Source organism: Asaia astilbis JCM 15831 (assembly GCF_000613845.1).
GTDB classification, from domain to species: Bacteria; Pseudomonadota; Alphaproteobacteria; order Acetobacterales; family Acetobacteraceae; genus Asaia; species Asaia astilbis.
In genome coordinates this window covers 22,596-40,661 of record NZ_BAJT01000008.1, presented here as the reverse complement: position 1 = coordinate 40,661, position 18,066 = coordinate 22,596, and the positions used below count along the sequence as shown (strand labels likewise).

General features: G+C 57.6%; 16 protein-coding genes. 7 read left to right on the top strand and 9 right to left on the bottom strand.

All coding sequences use genetic code 11. The annotated features are described in order from the left end of the window. Position 1: 1 nt before the first annotated feature. From JCM15831_RS07320 to JCM15831_RS07310, 3 genes are all read left to right on the top strand, one after another. Positions 2-1,393, top strand: coding sequence for an autotransporter strand-loop-strand O-heptosyltransferase (locus JCM15831_RS07320; RefSeq protein ID WP_084490602.1), 1,392 nt, complete (start codon positions 2-4; stop codon positions 1,391-1,393). Between the two features lie 19 nt (positions 1,394-1,412). After that, positions 1,413-3,161, top strand: a complete 1,749-nt coding sequence (locus JCM15831_RS07315; protein ID WP_025823790.1) for an AMP-binding protein — start codon at positions 1,413-1,415, stop codon at positions 3,159-3,161. A gap of 277 nt (positions 3,162-3,438) precedes the next feature. Then, complete coding sequence (locus JCM15831_RS07310) at positions 3,439-3,723, top strand: hypothetical protein (protein ID WP_025823789.1); 285 nt, start codon at positions 3,439-3,441, stop codon at positions 3,721-3,723. 15 nt (positions 3,724-3,738) lie between these two features. Here JCM15831_RS07310 and JCM15831_RS07305 read toward each other — a convergent pair whose 3' ends face one another. The 9 genes from JCM15831_RS07305 to JCM15831_RS07265 form a co-directional block, all read right to left on the bottom strand. Then, the gene (locus tag JCM15831_RS07305) at positions 3,739-4,251 is read right to left on the bottom strand and encodes a tetratricopeptide repeat protein (protein ID WP_084490601.1); all 513 of its coding nucleotides are present in this window, start codon (positions 4,249-4,251) and stop codon (positions 3,739-3,741) included. 136 nt (positions 4,252-4,387) lie between these two features. Continuing rightward, positions 4,388-6,688 (bottom strand): TonB-dependent receptor, encoded by a 2,301-nt coding sequence (locus tag JCM15831_RS07300; protein ID WP_035774047.1) that lies wholly within the window; start codon positions 6,686-6,688, stop codon positions 4,388-4,390. A gap of 301 nt (positions 6,689-6,989) precedes the next feature. After that, positions 6,990-8,330: a carbohydrate porin gene (locus JCM15831_RS07295; RefSeq protein ID WP_025823786.1), complete on the bottom strand. Its 1,341-nt coding sequence runs from the start codon at positions 8,328-8,330 to the stop codon at positions 6,990-6,992. Between the two features lie 302 nt (positions 8,331-8,632). Continuing rightward, positions 8,633-9,760: an MDR/zinc-dependent alcohol dehydrogenase-like family protein gene (locus JCM15831_RS07290; RefSeq protein ID WP_025823785.1), complete on the bottom strand. Its 1,128-nt coding sequence runs from the start codon at positions 9,758-9,760 to the stop codon at positions 8,633-8,635. Positions 9,761-9,788: 28 nt separating this feature from the next. Further along, positions 9,789-11,615 (bottom strand): dihydroxyacetone kinase subunit DhaL, encoded by a 1,827-nt coding sequence (dhaL, locus tag JCM15831_RS07285; protein WP_084490599.1) that lies wholly within the window; start codon positions 11,613-11,615, stop codon positions 9,789-9,791. A 468-nt stretch (positions 11,616-12,083) separates the two neighbouring features. Next, a complete protein-coding gene (locus tag JCM15831_RS07280; protein WP_025823783.1) occupies positions 12,084-12,611 on the bottom strand; it encodes an SLC5/6 family protein in 528 nt (175 codons plus the stop codon). Then, positions 12,611-13,483 (bottom strand): sodium:solute symporter family transporter, encoded by an 873-nt coding sequence (locus JCM15831_RS07275; RefSeq protein WP_025823782.1) that lies wholly within the window; start codon positions 13,481-13,483, stop codon positions 12,611-12,613. The genes JCM15831_RS07280 and JCM15831_RS07275 overlap by 1 nt, the downstream gene beginning before the upstream one ends. Beyond that, positions 13,480-13,692 carry a hypothetical protein gene (locus JCM15831_RS07270; RefSeq protein ID WP_025823781.1) on the bottom strand — a complete coding sequence of 71 codons (213 nt, stop codon included), beginning with the start codon at positions 13,690-13,692 and terminating at the stop codon, positions 13,480-13,482. The genes JCM15831_RS07275 and JCM15831_RS07270 overlap by 4 nt, the downstream gene beginning before the upstream one ends. 91 nt (positions 13,693-13,783) lie before the next feature. Further along, on the bottom strand, positions 13,784-14,467 hold the full coding sequence (locus JCM15831_RS07265; protein ID WP_025823780.1) for a Fe2+-dependent dioxygenase: 684 nt from the start codon (positions 14,465-14,467) through the stop codon (positions 13,784-13,786). Positions 14,468-14,615: 148 nt separating this feature from the next. Between JCM15831_RS07265 and exbB the strand changes: the two genes are divergently transcribed. From exbB to JCM15831_RS07245, 4 genes are all read left to right on the top strand, one after another. Further along, entirely contained in the window at positions 14,616-15,368 is a 753-nt protein-coding gene (gene exbB / locus JCM15831_RS07260; protein ID WP_025823779.1) for a tonB-system energizer ExbB, read from the top strand. 2 nt (positions 15,369-15,370) lie between these two features. Beyond that, entirely contained in the window at positions 15,371-15,805 is a 435-nt protein-coding gene (gene exbD, locus JCM15831_RS07255; RefSeq protein ID WP_025823778.1) for a TonB system transport protein ExbD, read from the top strand. After that, complete coding sequence (locus JCM15831_RS07250) at positions 15,802-16,695, top strand: energy transducer TonB (protein ID WP_025823777.1); 894 nt, start codon at positions 15,802-15,804, stop codon at positions 16,693-16,695. The genes exbD and JCM15831_RS07250 overlap by 4 nt, the downstream gene beginning before the upstream one ends. 202 nt (positions 16,696-16,897) lie before the next feature. Further along, entirely contained in the window at positions 16,898-18,064 is a 1,167-nt protein-coding gene (locus JCM15831_RS07245) for an MlaE family ABC transporter permease (RefSeq protein ID WP_232228044.1), read from the top strand. Positions 18,065-18,066 lie beyond the last annotated feature (2 nt).

Below are 18,066 nucleotides of genomic sequence, written 5' to 3'. Positions count from 1 at the left end.
TATGAGCGATGTAAATGCGATCATCGACTCGATATTGAACTATTCGGGAACAACGAAGACTGGCTCCGAAAGCGACATCGCTTCGCCCAAAAGCATGGAGGAAAAGAGAGAAGCCACCGCGTCCAAGGCAAGTCCTCGACCTAAAAATACCAAGCCACCATCAGATACCAGCGCATTTCCCGAGCCTTGTGGCGTTGCAACCCAAAGAACTACAGTCGATGGCATCGCTTTCGACTTCAATCATGGGGCGCGAGTAAGCCTGCCTGAAGGTAGATGGCATGTTACCTTCACTGATCTCGACCGCACTGTCTGCCTTTACAGTTCGGATGCTGGAAATTGCATGGTGATCGGCTCGAAGAAGTATTTCATTCGAACCCGTATTGAAGTTCGATCTTTGGAGACCGGAGAGACAGTCTTCACCCATGATTTTAATTGCGAAGATCGCGAGGTCGCCATTCTACTCCCGGGTGAGACCCTGGGAGACGCGATCGGCTGGTTTTCGTACGCTGTGCAATTCCAGAAGAAACACCGTTGTCGGCTGACAGTTGCTATGAATCCGGAGGCCTGCAAGCTCTTCGTCGGACAATACCCCGGCATTAAATGCTGCAGCTTTGCGGAATACGAGGAAATCAAGCACCGGACCTATGCGACGTATCATATCGGTCTTTATTTTCATGATGAGAATCACGACTGGCAGCCCTCCGATTTCCGCCTGGTCGGCCTCCATCGAACTGCCGCACACATTTTGGGGGTAGATCCGGAGGAAAAACCCCCTCGCATTGCCTCCTGGCCAGAGCCGCGTCGACCGATCGAAAACCCTTACGTGGTGATTGCGACCCAAGCTTCGAGCCAATGCAAGATATGGAATAATCCCCATGGCTGGTCTCGTGTCATCAGCCACCTGAAATCACTGGGCTACGAGGTCGTTTGCATCGACAAAGCCTCTGTGAGCGGGCACCGCAATCACTGGAACCATATTCCGCACGGGACGCGAGACGAGACAGGAGATCGTCCGCTCGCAGAGCGTGCATACTGGCTACGGCACGCGGCTTTTTTCGTGGGATTATCGAGCGGTCTCTCTTGGCTGGCCTGGGCCGCAGGAACGCCCGTTGTGATGATCAGCGGCTTCACGCACCCCATCAACGAGTTCAACACGCCTTATCGCGTGTTCAATCCCCATGTCTGCAATAGTTGCTGGCATGACGTGCGCACCCCTTTCGAGCACGGCAACCTGCTCTTCTGTCCCCGTCACGAGAACACGCCGAGACACTTCGAATGCACACGCCTCATCATGGCCGAGCATGTTATTGCCTATTGCGATGATCTCCATCACCAGCTGAGCTCTAAGCGCACAAGCGAGAGCGGGGCGGCGGCTCCCTTGTCGCTCGACTAACTTTTGCAGGTCCTTCAGAATGTACGATGACGAGCAGGCACTTGTCGGTCCTCACGCGTGGAAAGAGCGCACCCTTGTCGATCTGGTTCGGTTTCGGCACCTGACCAAAGGTGAGAGCCCCATCTTCCTCTTTCTCGGAGATGGCGAAACCGTCACTCAGACCTTGAGTGCTGCGGAGCTCCATCGTCAGGCTTCAAGAGCATCAGCACATCTCGCGCGCACTCTCTCACCCCAATCGAGGGTTCTCCTGCTCTTCGAGAACGGGATTGACTACATTGTTGGTTTTTTTTCCTGCCTATATGCAGGTCTCACGCCGATTTCGGGACTTTACCCCAGCGCCATCGGCGCGGCAGAGCGCTTTGCCTTCATTCTGCGTGACAGCAACGCAGACGCCGTTCTCGGGCTCAAGGCGACGCTTCACCTGTTCCACCAGGAGGCGGAAAGCCCCTCGGCATTGAAATGGATCCCCCTCGAAAGCGCCCTGAAATCAGCGCGCTCGATAGACCCAGTGGAAACAGGTTCAGAGCATCTGGCATTGATCCAGTACACATCGGGCTCGACGGAAAATCCCAAAGGCGTCTGTCTCACTCATCGCAATATCTGCCACAATATCCATGCGCAGCTGATTTCCTTCCAATATCAGGATGATGACACTGGATTGAGTTGGCTTCCCTTTACGCACGACATGGGTCTTGTCGGTGCCGTTCTTCCCGCGCTCGCAGCAGGAAATCCGTTCTATTTTATGGCCCCTGACAAATTTATCGAAAAGCCATCACGCTGGCTTGAAGCCATCAGTCGTTACGGCGCGACCATTTCCGGCGGCCCCGATTTTGCTTACCGCTATTGCGCGCGCCTCCCCCCGCATGAAATCTCTCCGCACTGGGATTTCTCGCGTTGGACCATCGCGTTCAATGGGTCCGAGAGCATCAGCCCCAACACGCTGGAACACTTCCACAGCAAGTTTGAGGCGCAAGGCTTTTGCAAAACCGCGTTCTTTCCTTGTTATGGTCTAGCAGAGAATGCCCTGCTCGTGACGTCAGGGCTCAAAGGAGAGGGTGTCCGGCTGGTTGCCTTCGATCGCACCGCCCTGAGTCGCGGTCGCGCAGAATGCGCCCGGCAGCCCGAAAACGACGCGGCCATTTTTCTCGCCAGCTGCGGCGCACCCCACGAAGATCAGAAAATCCATATCGTGGATCCTGAAACACAGCGCTTCCTGTCACAAGGCCTGATCGGTGAGATCTGGATTTCCAGCCCTAGCGTGGGCGTGGGCTACTTGAACGATGAAAATCGTACCGCACAGTCCTTCATCGAACGCAACGGGATACGTTATCTCCGCACGCAGGATTTCGGTTTCGAGTACGAAGGAGATCTCTTTCATGTGGGCCGGATGAGTGAGAAATTCTCTTTCAATGGAAGCACATATTATACGAACGACATCAGCCTTTCACTTGGTCAGGCTTGCAACGGCGCATTATGTGTGGTCGTGCCGCCTCTCCTTCCCGAACGAAATGCACCCTGCCTGATTGTCGAACACGACTCCGCGAACGATGCAACTGCGATCAGGCCCATTCTGTTCGAAACAATGAAACGTTACGGGATCACAGAATTTACTTATTATGTCATCCGGCGGGGCTATGTGATTCGCACACCGAGCGGAAAAATCCGGGCAGATCTCACTCTGGAGAACATTCTTGCAGAGAAATCTTCCATTCTGAAGACGGGCGACACGCGCTCTCCGGTCGCGACCGGACTTGATCAGATGATCTAGCAGGGGGGCAGGAAAGGCTTGCTCGATCCAGGGTAAAATGCCGACTTCCTACCGTGCAAAAAGCATGCTTGACATCATTCGTTAACATAACATTAAAGATATCCAACAAACTCGGCCTTGTCGAATGCCGAACAGGTCACGTATGGACTACCGCGCAGGGCCAAGGATGTTCGTTCACATCCGCCATTCATGCACGAAACTTGTGAGCCGCTTCTCATTGTGACATTCTCATTGTGATCCGGCAGCATCTACCTCACTATCCAAAGGCATTCTGCAAATGGCAGACAACAATTCAGACAAGATCCTGCACCAGATCGCGCAAGGTATCGCTTCACTTAACGCCGAATCTGCTCCAATTATTTTCGCAGATAATGTCCCGGTCTACGGGCATGTTGGCGGCATCATCACAGTCACCCTCGCTGCAGAACGACCTCACGGCAACGAAATCGTTATCGCGCCGACAGCCCATCTCAGACTGACACCTAAGGCGGCCAAGCTTTTGGCTGAATCGATCCTGAAAGCCTTCGCCATGGGCGAACGCAAGGAAGCTTCGGTCAACTGAGCGCTGCACTGTTGCTCAGAGCAGCGCTCGCACTCTCATTCTCTCAAGATTGACCTTCGCAGCCTTGTCACCGCAAGCACTCCCCGCTTCGAAATAGGCGCGGGCGTCGTTTTGGCTGGGTAGAAGAGAGCCAAATCCCTCTTCGCTGAGCAGGCCAAGCATATTGAACGCCTTGCCGATACCCCGTCGTGCCGCCTCGACATAAAGAGCATGAGCTTGGACTCTGTCACGGACGACGCCGTCACCAGTCAGATAGAGATCGGCGAGATTATAAAAGGCCCAGCCCTCCCCGCCTTCTGAAGCTGCTTCGAACAGGTTCCGCGCAAGGGTGACATCTCGCACGACGCCCCAACCTCGCTCATAAGCACGCCCCAGCATATTGAGCGCAACAGGATGCTGCGACTGGGCTGCCTTTAGAAAAAGAGCGTAGGCTTCCCGCAATGCACCGCGATCTAGATGCCACTGTGCAAGATACAGCTCGGCTTGAAGACGCTCATCCAAGGCAGGAAGCGAGGAAGGAGGTGACATTGATCGGCAAGAGCCTCAAAAAAATACGCCCAAGGCCAGACCCTGCGAATGTGCCGGCTGGACTAAAGGGCGTATCAAGGTACCCTTTTGAGGCAAAGGAAAGTTCAGGCTCTCCTCCGCCTCTTTAAATCGGATCTTAGAAGCGCAACCCGATCGTTCCCATGAAGGTACGGCCCGAGAGCGGCACAGCGCGCGATCCGGAGAACGCAGACGCGTAGTTCAGATTATTGGTCAGATTATTGGCATTAAACTGCACATGGTAGCGATCATAGTCATAGGATGCCATCATGTTCAAAGAGACATTGTCCGGCATACGCGCTGTATTGGCTTCATTCGTCCAGTAACCGGACGAATACTGCACACCACCACCGGCTTGCAGCTTGCCTTGGCTGGGCTTCAGGATCAGACGCGAAAGATTATAGGTGCTCCAGACTGACAGGCTGTTATGCGGCAGCTGAGGTGCCTTGTTACCTCCATAATTGGCGCTATGCGTCACCTTGCCGCCCATATAGGCGTAGGATCCATAGATCTCCCATTCATTAGTGATCTTGCCGGTCGCACTCACCTCAAGACCGCGCGTCCGTCGGCCCGAACCGGCATCTTGGAAGCCTGTGATGATCTGTCCGAAATCGTCCACGGTGAAAGAGTTATTCTGCTCGATCTGGAAGATCGCTGCCGTAACACCGAGTTTCTTGTTCAGGAAGTCAGCCTTGCCCCCAAGCTCATACAGATCACTGCGCTGCGGCTTGAGATCGCGTCCGTTGAGCGGCACGTCGCCAATCGACGCATTGCTCGCAGTCTGAGAGGACACATCCGTACCGACAGGCTTATAGGACTGCGCATAGGTGAAGTAGAACGTCGTATTTTCGAACGGCTCATACATGATGCTGGCAGAGGGACTGAACTTGTTCGTGTCCTGCTTCTGAACGCCCTGTGCCGGTGTCAATGCGCTCCAATAAGTCGAATGATAGCTATCCCAGCGTACCGTGCCGTAAACGGAGAGTTGCTTCGTCAGATTGATCTTGTCCGCGAGGAACAGTCCTACGTCCCGGAAATCGGACGTGCGGTTGCCTGAGGTCGGATAGGTGATGTCGGTGCCCGGGTACTCGAATTGCGGCGTCCGGATCGACTGGTTGTTGCTCCGGTTGACGTAGGTACCGTAGGCGCGATTGTCTTTGGTGTAATTGATATCCACACCGGCGCGGACATCGTGACGCAGGAAGCCTGTCTTGAATCGGGAATGGCCCATGGTGACGTTCTGAACGCCCCAGCCAGCCTGCTCATAGGCCATGCCACCGCCGGCGCCATAAGTCAGAGGCGGGTTTTTCCCGGCCAAGAACGCGGTTGCACAGGCGCCGGTGCAGCCGGCCGGGTTCGTCGCAGCGAAATCACGCGTATAATGTGAGTAGCGCGTATCGTTCGACAAGGTCAGCCATTTGGCGATCTCTGACGAGAACTTGGACGTCACCATGTGGACATTTCCACGGTCACGATCGAAGTTGCGCGAATAGTTTGTGTCGCGGGGAAGACCGTATTCAGTGATCGGACGGGAAATACCCCCGATCTGGATCATCGGCACACCATAATCGGGGCGACCACGGCTGCCCAACCACTGATAATTCAGATGCCAGACATTTTTGGTGCCAAGACCAACACCAAGATCTGCAGCTGCGCCGTAGCGATCGGTGCGGACGTTATTGCGATCGGCCATCATTTGCTTGTTATACATACCGTTCACACGCAGCGCGGTATGGGAGTTGATCTCATAGTTTGCGTCAGCCGTCCCACGGTAAAGCATCCCGCTGCCGACTGACTGATCGGCGTCAAAAGACTTGCCGAGATGGGCTTTTTTAAGAGTCTGATTGATCACACCACCCACATTGCCCGCACCGAAATACTGACCCGAGGGGCCTTTGACGACCTCGACGCTTTCGACGTTGAACACGTCGCGCGTGTAATTGCCAAAGTCGCGCAGACCGTCTTCGTAAATATCGCCACGGGCCTGCTGGCCACGAATACGAAACTGGTCACCGCTCATGCCACCATTCCCCTCACCGGCAGACATGGTGATCCCCGGCACGTTGGAGAGCGCCTGATCGAGCGTGAACACACGCTGCTCCTCGATCAGCTTTTTCGGCACGACGCTGACCGTCTGCGGAGTTTCACGCACCGTAGCAGGCATACGACCGATATCGAGCGACGTCGTATTGGTGTTCATCGTGTTGGTGGGCGTTGCGCCATGCACCTTCACGGCAGGCAACTGCATCGAGCTGCTCTCAGAGGCCTTTGTCTCGGTTGAGGCCGCTTCCTGAGCCTCAGCCTCTTCTGCGCTGCCTAGGCCAACACCCGCGGTCAAGGCCAGAAGAAGAAGCCGTTTCTGCTTTCTCGATGTATCACGAGATGAAGACCCTGTTTCTTCATGACGAGATTGAGGCACGAGACGAGATCCGTAATCTTCTGGCATAGATTTCACCACTGTTCTGGTTTCAAATCCGAAAACAATTCAACTATAACTCGGAAATGTTTTGTAATCATTCCACCTCCTCTCCAAATCATGAAGATAGAGACAAAGAATTACATGGCATGCACCAAGATTGTCTTCGCCGGCGGTGTTACCGTCATGTTACGCTCAGATGCAAACGATTCTTAAAATCTTTCTTAACTCGGACCGAAACTGTGCCTTTTATGACACGCACCGCGTCTGTGTTCCGCCTGAAAATACGGAGACTGCGACAGGATCAGATGAACTCGATCTGGGTTTTGACGCCGAGCATGAGCTGATCGGGCAACGATTTTTGCGCGTTGGGATTGACATAATATTGCAGGTCCGGGGCCAGCGTCATGCCGTGCATCACATGAATCTGATAGAGGATTTCGAGAATCAGTCCGTCTTCCTGCACGATCGGGGGCAGGCCACTCCCGCCCCTGTGCAGCCTTGCATGATGACGCTGTGCTCGCGTCACATGATGAGCGATACGTGTGTAAGCCAGATTGACTGCGAACCTGTCCCGAGGGCGTTGCCGGAAAAGCCCCTGGACCATCACGCCGAATGAATACTGGGTCGCGCGAAGCGCCGTGCGTGGGTTGTTCCAGTAGGCACTGACAAGCACCGTCACCCCGGCATCGGGGCCACGCCCCGGGAAACGGATCACCTGCTGGTCAGCCAGTATCCATGTTGCCCATGAGCCGTTGACGACGCGGGCTGGCGCATCGGTCACCCCAAGGATCTCACCGTCATGATCCTCGAACAAGCTGGTATGGGGCGCTGTGTCATAAACGAACCCGATTTTATAATGCCCCGGCAGGGTGCCCCCTCTCCCTGCCCGCGGCTCCCAGGCGAGTTCGAGCGGTATGGCGGCCCCATCGATCGTCGCGCCATTGAATTTGAAGCCGCTGCGCATCTGCGACAGCGCATACTGGGTTCCTGCCTGTGTGAGATAGACGCCGGACTGGAGCTTGAGCGCCTCGGCGATCTCGACTTTGAACCGCGCGCCCCATGTCGCCGTCGGAAACGCTGCATGAGCCGTGTTATCGCTCGCCGCCCGAGGATTACCGCAGAACGCTGCACTCATGAAGTTGCAGTAAAGCGGGTTCGCAGAGAAGTCGGATAGAAACGTCATACGCCCGACCGCTGCATTAACGCGGTCATAGAAAAGGGATCGCTCGATATAGGCCGAGACAAGATGAATGACGACATTGCCGACACCGCCATAGGTCGCCTGGCTCGGCGTCAGATGATCGCCGAATTTGCGGCTTGTCGTGGCACCATAACCGCTGGCGAGAACGATATGGGTTGTGACGCCTGACATTCCCGCCAGACGCTCCCAGTCTATGTCCGCGCCATAAGTGACAATCCCAACATTGCCGACGCCCTTTTTCAGAGATGGGTCGGGATCAGAAAGCATAGCCTGCATCTCGTTCGTGTTCTGCAGGTGGAGCGTAACACCTTTATCGCGCAAGGCGGAGAGAACCGGCAGAACCTTGCCTGTACCGGCAAGGGCAGGACGGCAGGCCGAGACAAACACCATCAAGAAAAAAACCGGTGCCATTGTCAGAACACCACGGACACTTCCTGTCATCGGTCTGCCTCCTCGGTCCATGACAGGCCGGGGCTATGACACCGGTTTGTTGCCTTTTCCAGAGATCGATCTTCTTGTAACGCTTTGTCTGTTACGATTGAACAATCATTTCCCCAGAACGCCGCGAGAGACAGCGGCGCAGCGGATGCACCGTACTCGACCCTAATGACCAGATTTCCGGCGGATGACGCGAGTAAGACATCCGGCTCAAAGACGTGGCGAGACCTCGTCTCGAAGACGCGATCTGACAAAGAAAGGCGACCTTTTCAAAGCCGCCTTTCGACACTGAAGCGTACGCAATCTTACGGAATCAGAACCGTCTTGATCGATTTGTCGCCCTTCTTCATCAGGTCGAACCCTTCCTTCCACTGACTCAAAGGCAAAGTATGGGTCACCACGCCCTCGACCGGCAGACGGCCATCGGCAATCGCCGCGATGGTAAAGGGATAACAATACGGGCCGAGATGCGAGCCGAGGACATCCAGCTCTTTCCGGTCTGAAATGATGGACCAGTCACAGGTCACTTCATCACCGAACACACTGAACTCGACAAAACGACCGAGCTTGCGGATCATATGCAAACCCTGACGCACGCTCGACGGGTGCCCCGTTGCCTCGATATAGACATCGCATCCATAGCCGCCTGTCAGCTCTTTCACCTTGGCGACAACATCCTCCTCAAGCGGGTTCATCACGAGATCCGCCCCGAATTTTCGAGCCAGATCGAGACGATCCTGCTTGGTGTCGAGCACGATCAGCGTGCTCGGGTTTTTTAGACGCGCCGCGCCTACCATGCCGAGACCCAGCGTGCCAGCACCAGCTAAAACGACAACATCATCCAACTGGATATTGGCGCGGTTCACTGCGTGAACGGAACAGGCATAGGGCTCGATCAAAGCCGCAGCGTCGAGCGGCATATTCTCGGGAACACGATGAGTGCGCGATGTTTTGGGGAAGCGCATGTATTTTGCCATGGCGCCGTTGGTGTTGTTCTGGAAGCCATAAAGATCGTGCCGCTCGCACATCCAATACTGACCACCCTTGCAATAGCGACACTCATCGCAGGGAACGATCTGCTCGCTAATCAGCCGGTCACCGAGCGTGTACTGGCTGCGCAAGTTCTCTCCGATCTCGACAGCGCGACCGACAAATTCATGACCCGGGATCATCGGCGGCTTCACGTAGCGGGGCTGCTCCTTATCGCCCCAGAAGGACGGCGCCCCGAGGAAGCACTTGATGTCACCGGCGCAGATGCCAACGGCCTCGACTTCGATAATGATGTCATCGGGGCCAGCGCGAGGGACATCCACCTCTTCCCAGCGATAATCTCCGGGCTCGTAGGCAACAACGGCCTGCATGCGGCTCGGCAAGGTCACGCTCGCTGCTTCCTGTTGCAGAGCGCCCATATCGGGTGTGACGATTTTATTCATGGTCTTGTCTTTCCAGAAATGAGGCTGATCAGGCGCTGTGCTTGCGCGCCGGGGCCTCAAGCTCTTTTGCAAGGGTCTGTAAAATCAGGCAGCAGGACGTCGCTCCGGCATCGAGCACGCCACGCGAGCGCTCACCCAGACGGCTGGCACGGCCGATACGGGCAACCAAATCCACTGTTGAATCGCGACCGCGCTCTGCGGCCTCCGACATCGCCGCCAGCGCCTGGTCGAACGACTTTCCGTCCTTCAAGGCCTGATGAAACGCCTCCACAGCTGGCTGCAGGGTATCGATGAGCGTCTTGTCGCCGACACGGGCGTTACCGAGACTGTTGATCCCGGCAAGAGCCCCATCGAGCATCTGGCCGAAAAGCTTGCCATCGAGGAATGCGACGCCCTGTAATGGGGCGGCCATGCCCTCGAAGAAGCGACCGTAAAGCGGGCCCATCGAGCCGCCGATCCCGGCCATCAGGGAGTCAGACAGCATGGCGAGTCCCTTTTCCATGACCGGTGGCGTGGCGCCGAGAGCCTCGCCGCATCGAGCGAAACCCTTGGCCATGTTGATCCCGTGATCCCCATCACCGATCCTGCCGTCGATCTCGCTCAGCCAGTCACGTGCCTTGACGATCGCGTCGACCAGCGCCGGGACGACCGGCGTCGTCTCGGAAACGGGCACGCCTTTTTTGGGAACGTATCTCTCGCCAGCACTCGTCTCGCTCCGTTCTTCAACGGGCTCGGCTCTGACTTCAGGCGCTTCGACGGCTGATACGCCCTGCGCCTCGGCCCCCACGCGCACCAGACCGATCGATTCAGCGGGTGCGCCCATAAGGCGGTCGAGTTCGTCATCGGTCTTCATCAACGTCAGCGTCGCCCCCTTCATCTCCAGCGAGGTGAAGAGATTACCGACGAAGCGATGAGCGACTTCGATGCCCTTGTCTCTCAGGATGTCGGCAACGTCGGCGTAAAGCACGTAAAGCTCGATGACCGGCGTCGCGCCGAGACCCGAGAGCAGTACCGTCACGCGGTCGCCCTTAGTGAAAGGCAGGTCTGGCAGGACATAGTCCAGCATCAGCTTCGCGATGTCGCGTGAGCGACCGAGCTCCTGCACCGAAACACCCGGTTCGCCGTGATGGCCGATGCCGACCTCCATCTTGCCAAGCTCAATGGCGAAGTTCGGATGACCATTGGCAACGATGGTGCATGGCGTGAGACCCACACCTATGGAGCGCGTATTGGCAATGGCCTTGCGGGCGACAGCGATCACCTCGTCGAGCGCGCCCCCTTCCTCAGCGCGCGCACCTGCCGCTTTCCACATCAGGATCTCGCCAGCAACGCCGCGACGGCGATCCGCTTCGCTGGCGGGAGCCGAGGCCACATCATCGGTCGCAACGACTGTCTCGACCTTGATCCCCGCCTGCTGGGCGTCCCGGACAGCCATGCGGACATTCATCGTATCACCGGCATAATTGCCGAAAAGGCACGCCACGCCCGCACCCTTGTCGGCCTCACGCATCGCATCGAGAAAGCTGACGGCGGTCGGCGACGAGAAGATTTCGCCAATCGCGACTGAGTCGAGCAGACCCTTGCCGACATATCCAAGGAAGGCTGGCTCATGTCCTGAACCGCCCCCGGTTATCACACCCACTTTACGACGCCCTGTAGTCTGGGCGCGCTTGACGACCCGCGGATTGGACGTTCTGGCAATGATGTCCGGATGCGCAAGAAGCGCACCGCGCGCACCGTCTTCGATCACGCCATCCGGGTCGTTGAAAATACGGTCCAGCTTGGGCCGCGCTGCGAAGGACTGGAAAGAAGCGCTGTGGTCGGATTGCGCTCTGTGCTGGGAAGAATGATCCATGATGGGCCCCAATACTCAGTGCCGGGAAAGCACCCTTATGTGCCGAACCGTCTTAACCATCACACATCAATTTCACATAATCACACTAATGAGAGTTATTATGTGACTGTTTTTGTTATTTTTGAGCAGTTTTCCACCAGAATTTTCCGCTTACGTGAAGACGAAAAACCTGAATATCTCTTTATAACAGGACGTTATCCATTGGTGATTGTCTCACCGAAAGAGACCAAAACCGTCGCTCCGCAGGAAATAACACCCGAAGTGATGTTACAGCGTCACGATCACCCTTTGCGGATCATGACAGCGTCTGGCAGAGCCCCCTTATCCTGCCCACGGTCCACGCTCTGACTCTCTTGCGGCAAGGAACGTGAACACTTTTCTCATTGCGTCATCTTTTCGGGGGGCAACGTCTCTTCGGGGCACAAAAATGATGCCCGGTTTACTTACCCCCCGCTGCTCAGGCAGGGATCAAACGTCGTTGCGCCGTTTGGGACCTTGCCCTGAGGGTGAAGGTCTCCCTCCCTGCAGCAGGATCAGCAGATTGACCAAAAGACCCGGCAAAGCGGGACTGAGCCCCCCGAGCACCGCACCGGAAATGAACAACCCGATCCCCGAGACCAGACCGCCTGCCAGCGCGGCCAGCAGACGCACCGGGGACACGCGATATCCCGACACGCAGAGAAAGACGGCCGGTAAGAGCTGGACCAAACCGACGTAGAAAAGCCGGTTCAGGGTGACGATCAGGGTGCTGTGTCCGGCAGAGGTCAGAACGGACAGCCCGAGATAGAAGGCGATGACGAACAGACCCATGCGCTTTTGGGCCTCGGGCCGAACATGCGGCACGATCGTGCGGGTCACAATCGCCGCAAGGCTGAGACAGACAGCGCCGAGCCAGACAAGCGCTGTCAGGGCAACGGCCCCCGCCACCAATCCCGTCAACCAGTCCGGTAAAAGCGCCGAGGCAACAGAGAGGAACACCCCGTCAGGCCGTGTCATCACGCATGATGGGTAAGCCCATAGGCTGCGACGACAAAAAGAAGAGGAAACAGAACCATATAGAGCGGCATCCAGATCTGGGCGCGCCTGATCGTCTCGGAGCTTCGTGCCGAGAAAATTGCCGCCGCAGTTTGTGGCGCAATACAAAACCCCAAGGCCTGCACGATAATCGTGCTCAAAATCATGACACAGGATGCGCCCGGAGTCGTACTCGCCCCGTGCAATACGTCTGCGAGCGGAACCGCTGAGCCGTGCGACCACTGCGTCAACGCGACAAGCGCGACACATAAAATGGCTCCAAGAACCGAAATATCCTTTAGAGCCGCTGCCCAGGCCGCACCGCGCAGCCCTGCGCTGGCAACAAACAAAAAGGCCAGAACTGCTGCGCAGGCGGAGAGAACGCATGTCGGCAAGGGCAGAGCCAGTTGGGAGAAAACAGCGCTCAACCCCATGAACTGCATCGTCCCCAGAGGCAGCATCAGGACAACCAGCAGGCAGCCGGTCAGGGAGGCGACTAGTCGGCTCTCGAAATACCCGCCGAGCAGGTCAGGGAGCGTAATCGCACCGTATTTCTGGCCCACCTGCCATAAGCGGGGATAGAGCAGCATCCCAATGGGGAAGGCCAGCAGGATATAGCCGATGAACCAGAGTGCGACATCGATGGACCCGGTGGCCGCGATGCCTCCGGGAAACCCAAGCACGGACCCGATCGAATAGGTTTCTCCCGCAGCAAGCAGGAAAAACAGGAGCGCGCCGAACTGCCCCCGTGCGGCAAAAAACGCTTTGGGATCCTGCGATGCGCCGCTTTTAACCGGGATAAACGAAAGGCCCAGCGCCAGCACGAGAATGAACAGAAAACCACCGAGCCTCATTGCGTGTGCCCGCGACCGAGAGGCGCAGAGGACCAAGCCAGACAGAGTGTCGTGAGCGGAAGGCAAAGAAAAAGCCACACCAGCGCGACAGGCACCCCTAGAAGGCGGAACGACAGTCCATAAAGAAATGGCATCGGCAGCAAGACGGCGCCGAAGGGCAAGGCCAGCAGACCGAACCGCAAACGCGTGCGTGGCGAAGAAGCAGACATGGCGCGCACCCTGTAATCCTGAACTCAACGCCACGATCTACAGGCAACCCCCTCCCCGGGGCCAGCACCTAATCCATTAGGTCCATCTCGATCAGAGCTCGGCCCATTGACGAAGCAGGTTGTGGTAGGTCGACGTCAGACCCAACACGCCCGGATGGTCGTCCGGCAGGGATTTGCGTGTCTCTATGATCGAGAGATCGAAATCATAGAGCAGGGCGCGTCTGGTGTCGTCACGCACCATCGACTGGGTCCAGAAAAACGAGGCCCAGCGACTGCCGCGCGTCACGTCGCTTACGCGATGAAGGCTGGTGGACGGATAGACTACCATATCGCCTGCGGGCAGCTTCACTCTCTGCTCGCCATAAGTGTCCTGAATGACCAGCTCACCGCCATCATATTCGTCAGGACCCGTGATGAAGAGTGTTGAAGACACATCGGTCCTGATCCGAAAGCCGCTTTCGGGAATGGGACGGATCGCATTATCGACATGCGCGCCAAACCCCATTCCGACGTCATATCTGTTGAACAGCGGGGGGAAGACCCGAAGCGGCAGGGCTGCACTGTTAAAGACAGGGTTTCTGCCCAGCGCGCGCAGGACAATTTCACCGAGCTCTCGTGACGTCTCCGAGTCCTGCGGAACCTGAAGGTTGTTTTTGGCCTTGGCCGACTGCTGCCCGGCGGTCACCTTGCCATCGAGCCACGCCGCCCTTTCGAGCGTCTCCCGACAGTAGCGCAGCTCCTCGGGCGTCAGAACGTTGGGAATGTGGACCAGCATCGGCGTTCTCCTCAGGAATCGTTTTCTTGTAATTGAGAATGAATCTGATTAACACACTCTGATCGTGTCGTTACACCCCGTAACAAAGAACCAGGCGCCCTCAAAACGGCCGCCTTAGCCTCGCCTTATTGCGAAACAGGAGAGCCCCATGGCCACGCCGGCTGGCGATCTCGCCTCCCTTCCCTTTACGCCTTGGGAAATGTTCCTCGGCGCCGGTCCCGTCGTGCGCTTTGTGATGATGATTCTGATCATCGCCTGCGTCATCAGCTGGGTTCTCTTCATCGCCAAGGTTGTGGAGATGCAGCGCGTGAAACGCGCTCTGGCCAAAACGGAGCTCACGCTCGAAGACGCACCCTCTCTCTCGGCTGCACATGAGCTCTGCCCGGATATCGGTATCGTCAAGGCATTGTTGCTGGCGGCCTCTAATGAGTGGACACGCTCTGCCGAAATTCTTGAAGACCGGGAGGGTCTCAAAGAGCGCATCATGCTGCATCTCGAGCGGCTTGAAGCCGCCGAAGGTCGTCATCTGATGCGGGGCACCGGCATTCTGGCCACGATCGGAGCAACGTCTCCCTTCGTCGGTCTGTTCGGCACGGTCTGGGGAATCATGACCTCCTTCACCGGGATCGCCGCAACCAAAGCCACGAGTCTGGCCGTCGTTGCCCCCGGTATTGCCGAAGCGCTTCTGGCGACTGCCCTGGGTCTCGTCGCCGCCATTCCGGCCGTCGTCATCTATAATTACCTGTCCCGTCAGTGCCTTGGATGCAAGGCTCAGGTCGGTGATCTTACCGCGCTGATCCTGCGCCTCGTCTCACGCGATCTGAGCCGCCTGCATGTGCAGGGCAATAGCGGTCAGGTCCTGCGTTTTGCCACCCATCGCGCCGATCAGACCGGACGCTGACCATGGCACTACGCATGCGCCATGCGGATGAAACCGCACTCGACGCCCACGAGCTGAACGTCACGCCGCTCATCGACGTGATGCTCGTTCTGCTGGTCATCTTCATGGTCACGGCACCGCTAAGCACCGTGAACGTGCCGGTCGATCTGCCCTCTTCGACCGAGAAGCCCGCACCGCGCCCGGCCAATCCGATCTTTGTCACCGTGAAAGCCGATCATTCTCTCGCGCTTGGCGAAGACGATGTCAGCAATGACGCGCTTCCGGCACGGCTGATGACCCTGACCAACGGGCACAAGGACGAACGTCTCTTTCTCCGTGCGGATAAGACGGTCGATTACGAGACGTTGATGAAGACCATGGATCTCCTGCGCAAAGCCGGTTTTCTGAAGGTCGCTCTGGTCAATCTGCAGGGGCAGGAGGAGGGCGACGCACCGTGACCGCCAGAGACCTCCGCTCCACCGCCATTTCTGCCCGGCCTCCTGCTCAGGGAGCAACGCTACAAAGCGAAGCTCTCTCGTTTAGAGAAGCCTATCAGCTGCATCTGCAGCTGGAGGCCAGGCGGCGTCTGCGGCTGGGCGGATGGTCGTCCGCGTTCATTGCGCTCCTCGCCGCTGGTGGCCTTTGGCTGGTGGCCAAAATGCCAGCGAGCTCGCCCCCTCCCTACTCGCCTCCTCCTGCCGCCATTGCCATCGATCTGGCACCAGAGCCTGCGAGCATCGCGTCCTCCCCTCAGGAGCGGCCTCCCGGCCCCCCGCAGATTTCGCCCCCTGAACTTCCCGCACCGGAAAAACCACCCGAGGTGATGGCGCCCCCCTCCCCGGCGGCATTGCCACCGATCCCCGTGCCGAAAAAAATCAAGATCACGCCGGTGCATCGCAAGGTTGCGCCAACGCCTCCCGTGGAAAAGCATCCGCCACCGCCCGTGCCGACACAGTCGACAGCCAATACGGCACCGCCCCCGTCGGACGCGCCGCCATCAGCCGTGTCGGCAACTTCCGCCAAGGGCGCTCCCTCGGCGCGTGAAGCGTCGGAAGCCAAGGCGAGCTGGCAGGGCACACTTCTTGCCCGACTGGAGCGATTCAAGCGTTACCCGTCCGCTGCCCAGGCCGATCATCAGGAGGGCACGGTGATGCTGCGCTTTACCATGGACCGCAAAGGCCATGTGCTTTCCGCCAAGCTCGTGCGTCCAACAGGATACGCGCTGCTTGACGATGAAACGCTGGCGCTGATCCATCGTGCCGAGCCCCTGCCCGAGCCACCCGACACGATCGCCGGCGCCACTCTGACACTGACGGTGCCAATCGAATTCTATCTGGATGGTCGCTGACGCCCAGCGTGTAACGACGTCATGAAGCGGTTGTGACCTTCGCTCTGGACAAGCGGCCTGCAGGCAAGAAGCCTCCTTTGTGGTCCTCTCCGCCGGGCGAAACCCGCTTTGTGCACAGAGGTGAAAGCGCGTCTCCTTGCAACAGGGCGCCGTTGCGACCAGAATGCCGCGTCATGATGGCATTAAAACCAAGGAACGCCCCGTGGTCCTGACAGAGACGAAAGCCTCGGCGGGCAGCGCGGAAATCGACGCGTCGCCCCAATGGGAGGTGGTCTCGGAGGGAAATACGGCCTGTCTGGTCCTCACAGGCGTATGGCTTGGGCAGAATACCGCGCTTCCTGTTTTCTCCGGAGATGCCCTTCTTCACGCCGGGTCTTTCGACAACGTGACATGCAACGCTGCTGACGTGACACGATGGGACACAGGGCTGATCGGGTTTCTCTGGGATGTCAGACGCTGGTGCGATCGCGAAGGCAGAGAATTCGAGGCGCATGCGCTCCCTCATCCGATGCAGCAGCTGCTCGACCTGCTTCCGGACAGGCAAGCGCCGACTGCGCCTATGAAGGGAACACGCCACTCTTTTCTCGAGCGTGTGGGCATTAAATCCATCGCCACCCTCGCCGAGATCGGCACCATCGCAGAGCTGGCCGGGCACACGGCGCGTGCCTGCTACCAGGCAATCTTTCGCAGGGGAGGTCTTCGCAGCAGCGATCTCTTTTCTGACCTTTTCAATGCCGGGCCTTCTGCCCTTCTCATTGTCGGCGTCGTCAATTTTCTGATCGGCGCCATTCTTGCCTTCGTCGGCGCTGTCCAGCTTCAGAAATTCGCCGCTGGCATCTATGTCGCGAGCCTTGTCGGCATCGCGACCGTGCGGGAAATGGCTCCTGTCATGACGGCTATCATCATGGCCGGTCGCACGGGAGGCGCTTATGCAGCCCGCATCTCGACCATGCAGGGCAATGAGGAGATCGACGCCCTGAAGGTTTTCGGCATTTCGGTGTCGTCTTACCTCATCCTGCCCGCTGTCCTCTCCCTCGTCATCACCATGCCGTTTCTCTACCTGTATGGGTGTCTAATCGGCATGCTGGGCGGCTATATCGTCGCCATCTCGATGCTCGACATCACGAGCCTGGGCTATTTTCACCAGACCGTCATTGCCTTCGGAATCAGTCAGTTCATTTTCGGCTTTATCAAGAGCCTTGTTTTCGGAGCCTTCATCGGATTGACGAGTTGTCGCATCGGCCTCAGGGCAGGCCGTTCTGCCGCCGATGTCGGCATTGCAGCCACCCGCGCCGTCGTCATCGGCATCGTCGGGGTAATCGCGCTCGACGCGATTTTCGCCATCATCGCCAATAGTATCGGGATCTGACC

What these genes read in the sequence shown, in the direction of transcription:
- JCM15831_RS07320 (WP_084490602.1), top strand. Translation starts at nt 2, where the DNA reads ATGAGCGATGTAAATGCGATCATCGACTCGATATTGAACTATTCGGGA.
- JCM15831_RS07315 (WP_025823790.1), top strand. Translation starts at nt 1,413, where the DNA reads ATGTACGATGACGAGCAGGCACTTGTCGGTCCTCACGCGTGGAAAGAG.
- JCM15831_RS07310 (WP_025823789.1), top strand. Translation starts at nt 3,439, where the DNA reads ATGGCAGACAACAATTCAGACAAGATCCTGCACCAGATCGCGCAAGGT.
- JCM15831_RS07305 (WP_084490601.1), bottom strand. Translation starts at nt 4,251, where the DNA reads ATGTCACCTCCTTCCTCGCTTCCTGCCTTGGATGAGCGTCTTCAAGCC.
- JCM15831_RS07295 (WP_025823786.1), bottom strand. Translation starts at nt 8,330, where the DNA reads ATGACAGGAAGTGTCCGTGGTGTTCTGACAATGGCACCGGTTTTTTTC.
- JCM15831_RS07290 (WP_025823785.1), bottom strand. Translation starts at nt 9,760, where the DNA reads ATGAATAAAATCGTCACACCCGATATGGGCGCTCTGCAACAGGAAGCA.
- dhaL (WP_084490599.1), bottom strand. Translation starts at nt 11,615, where the DNA reads ATGGATCATTCTTCCCAGCACAGAGCGCAATCCGACCACAGCGCTTCT.
- JCM15831_RS07280 (WP_025823783.1), bottom strand. Translation starts at nt 12,611, where the DNA reads ATGACACGGCCTGACGGGGTGTTCCTCTCTGTTGCCTCGGCGCTTTTA.
- JCM15831_RS07275 (WP_025823782.1), bottom strand. Translation starts at nt 13,483, where the DNA reads ATGAGGCTCGGTGGTTTTCTGTTCATTCTCGTGCTGGCGCTGGGCCTT.
- JCM15831_RS07270 (WP_025823781.1), bottom strand. Translation starts at nt 13,692, where the DNA reads ATGTCTGCTTCTTCGCCACGCACGCGTTTGCGGTTCGGTCTGCTGGCC.
- JCM15831_RS07265 (WP_025823780.1), bottom strand. Translation starts at nt 14,467, where the DNA reads ATGCTGGTCCACATTCCCAACGTTCTGACGCCCGAGGAGCTGCGCTAC.
- exbB (WP_025823779.1), top strand. Translation starts at nt 14,616, where the DNA reads ATGGCCACGCCGGCTGGCGATCTCGCCTCCCTTCCCTTTACGCCTTGG.
- exbD (WP_025823778.1), top strand. Translation starts at nt 15,371, where the DNA reads ATGGCACTACGCATGCGCCATGCGGATGAAACCGCACTCGACGCCCAC.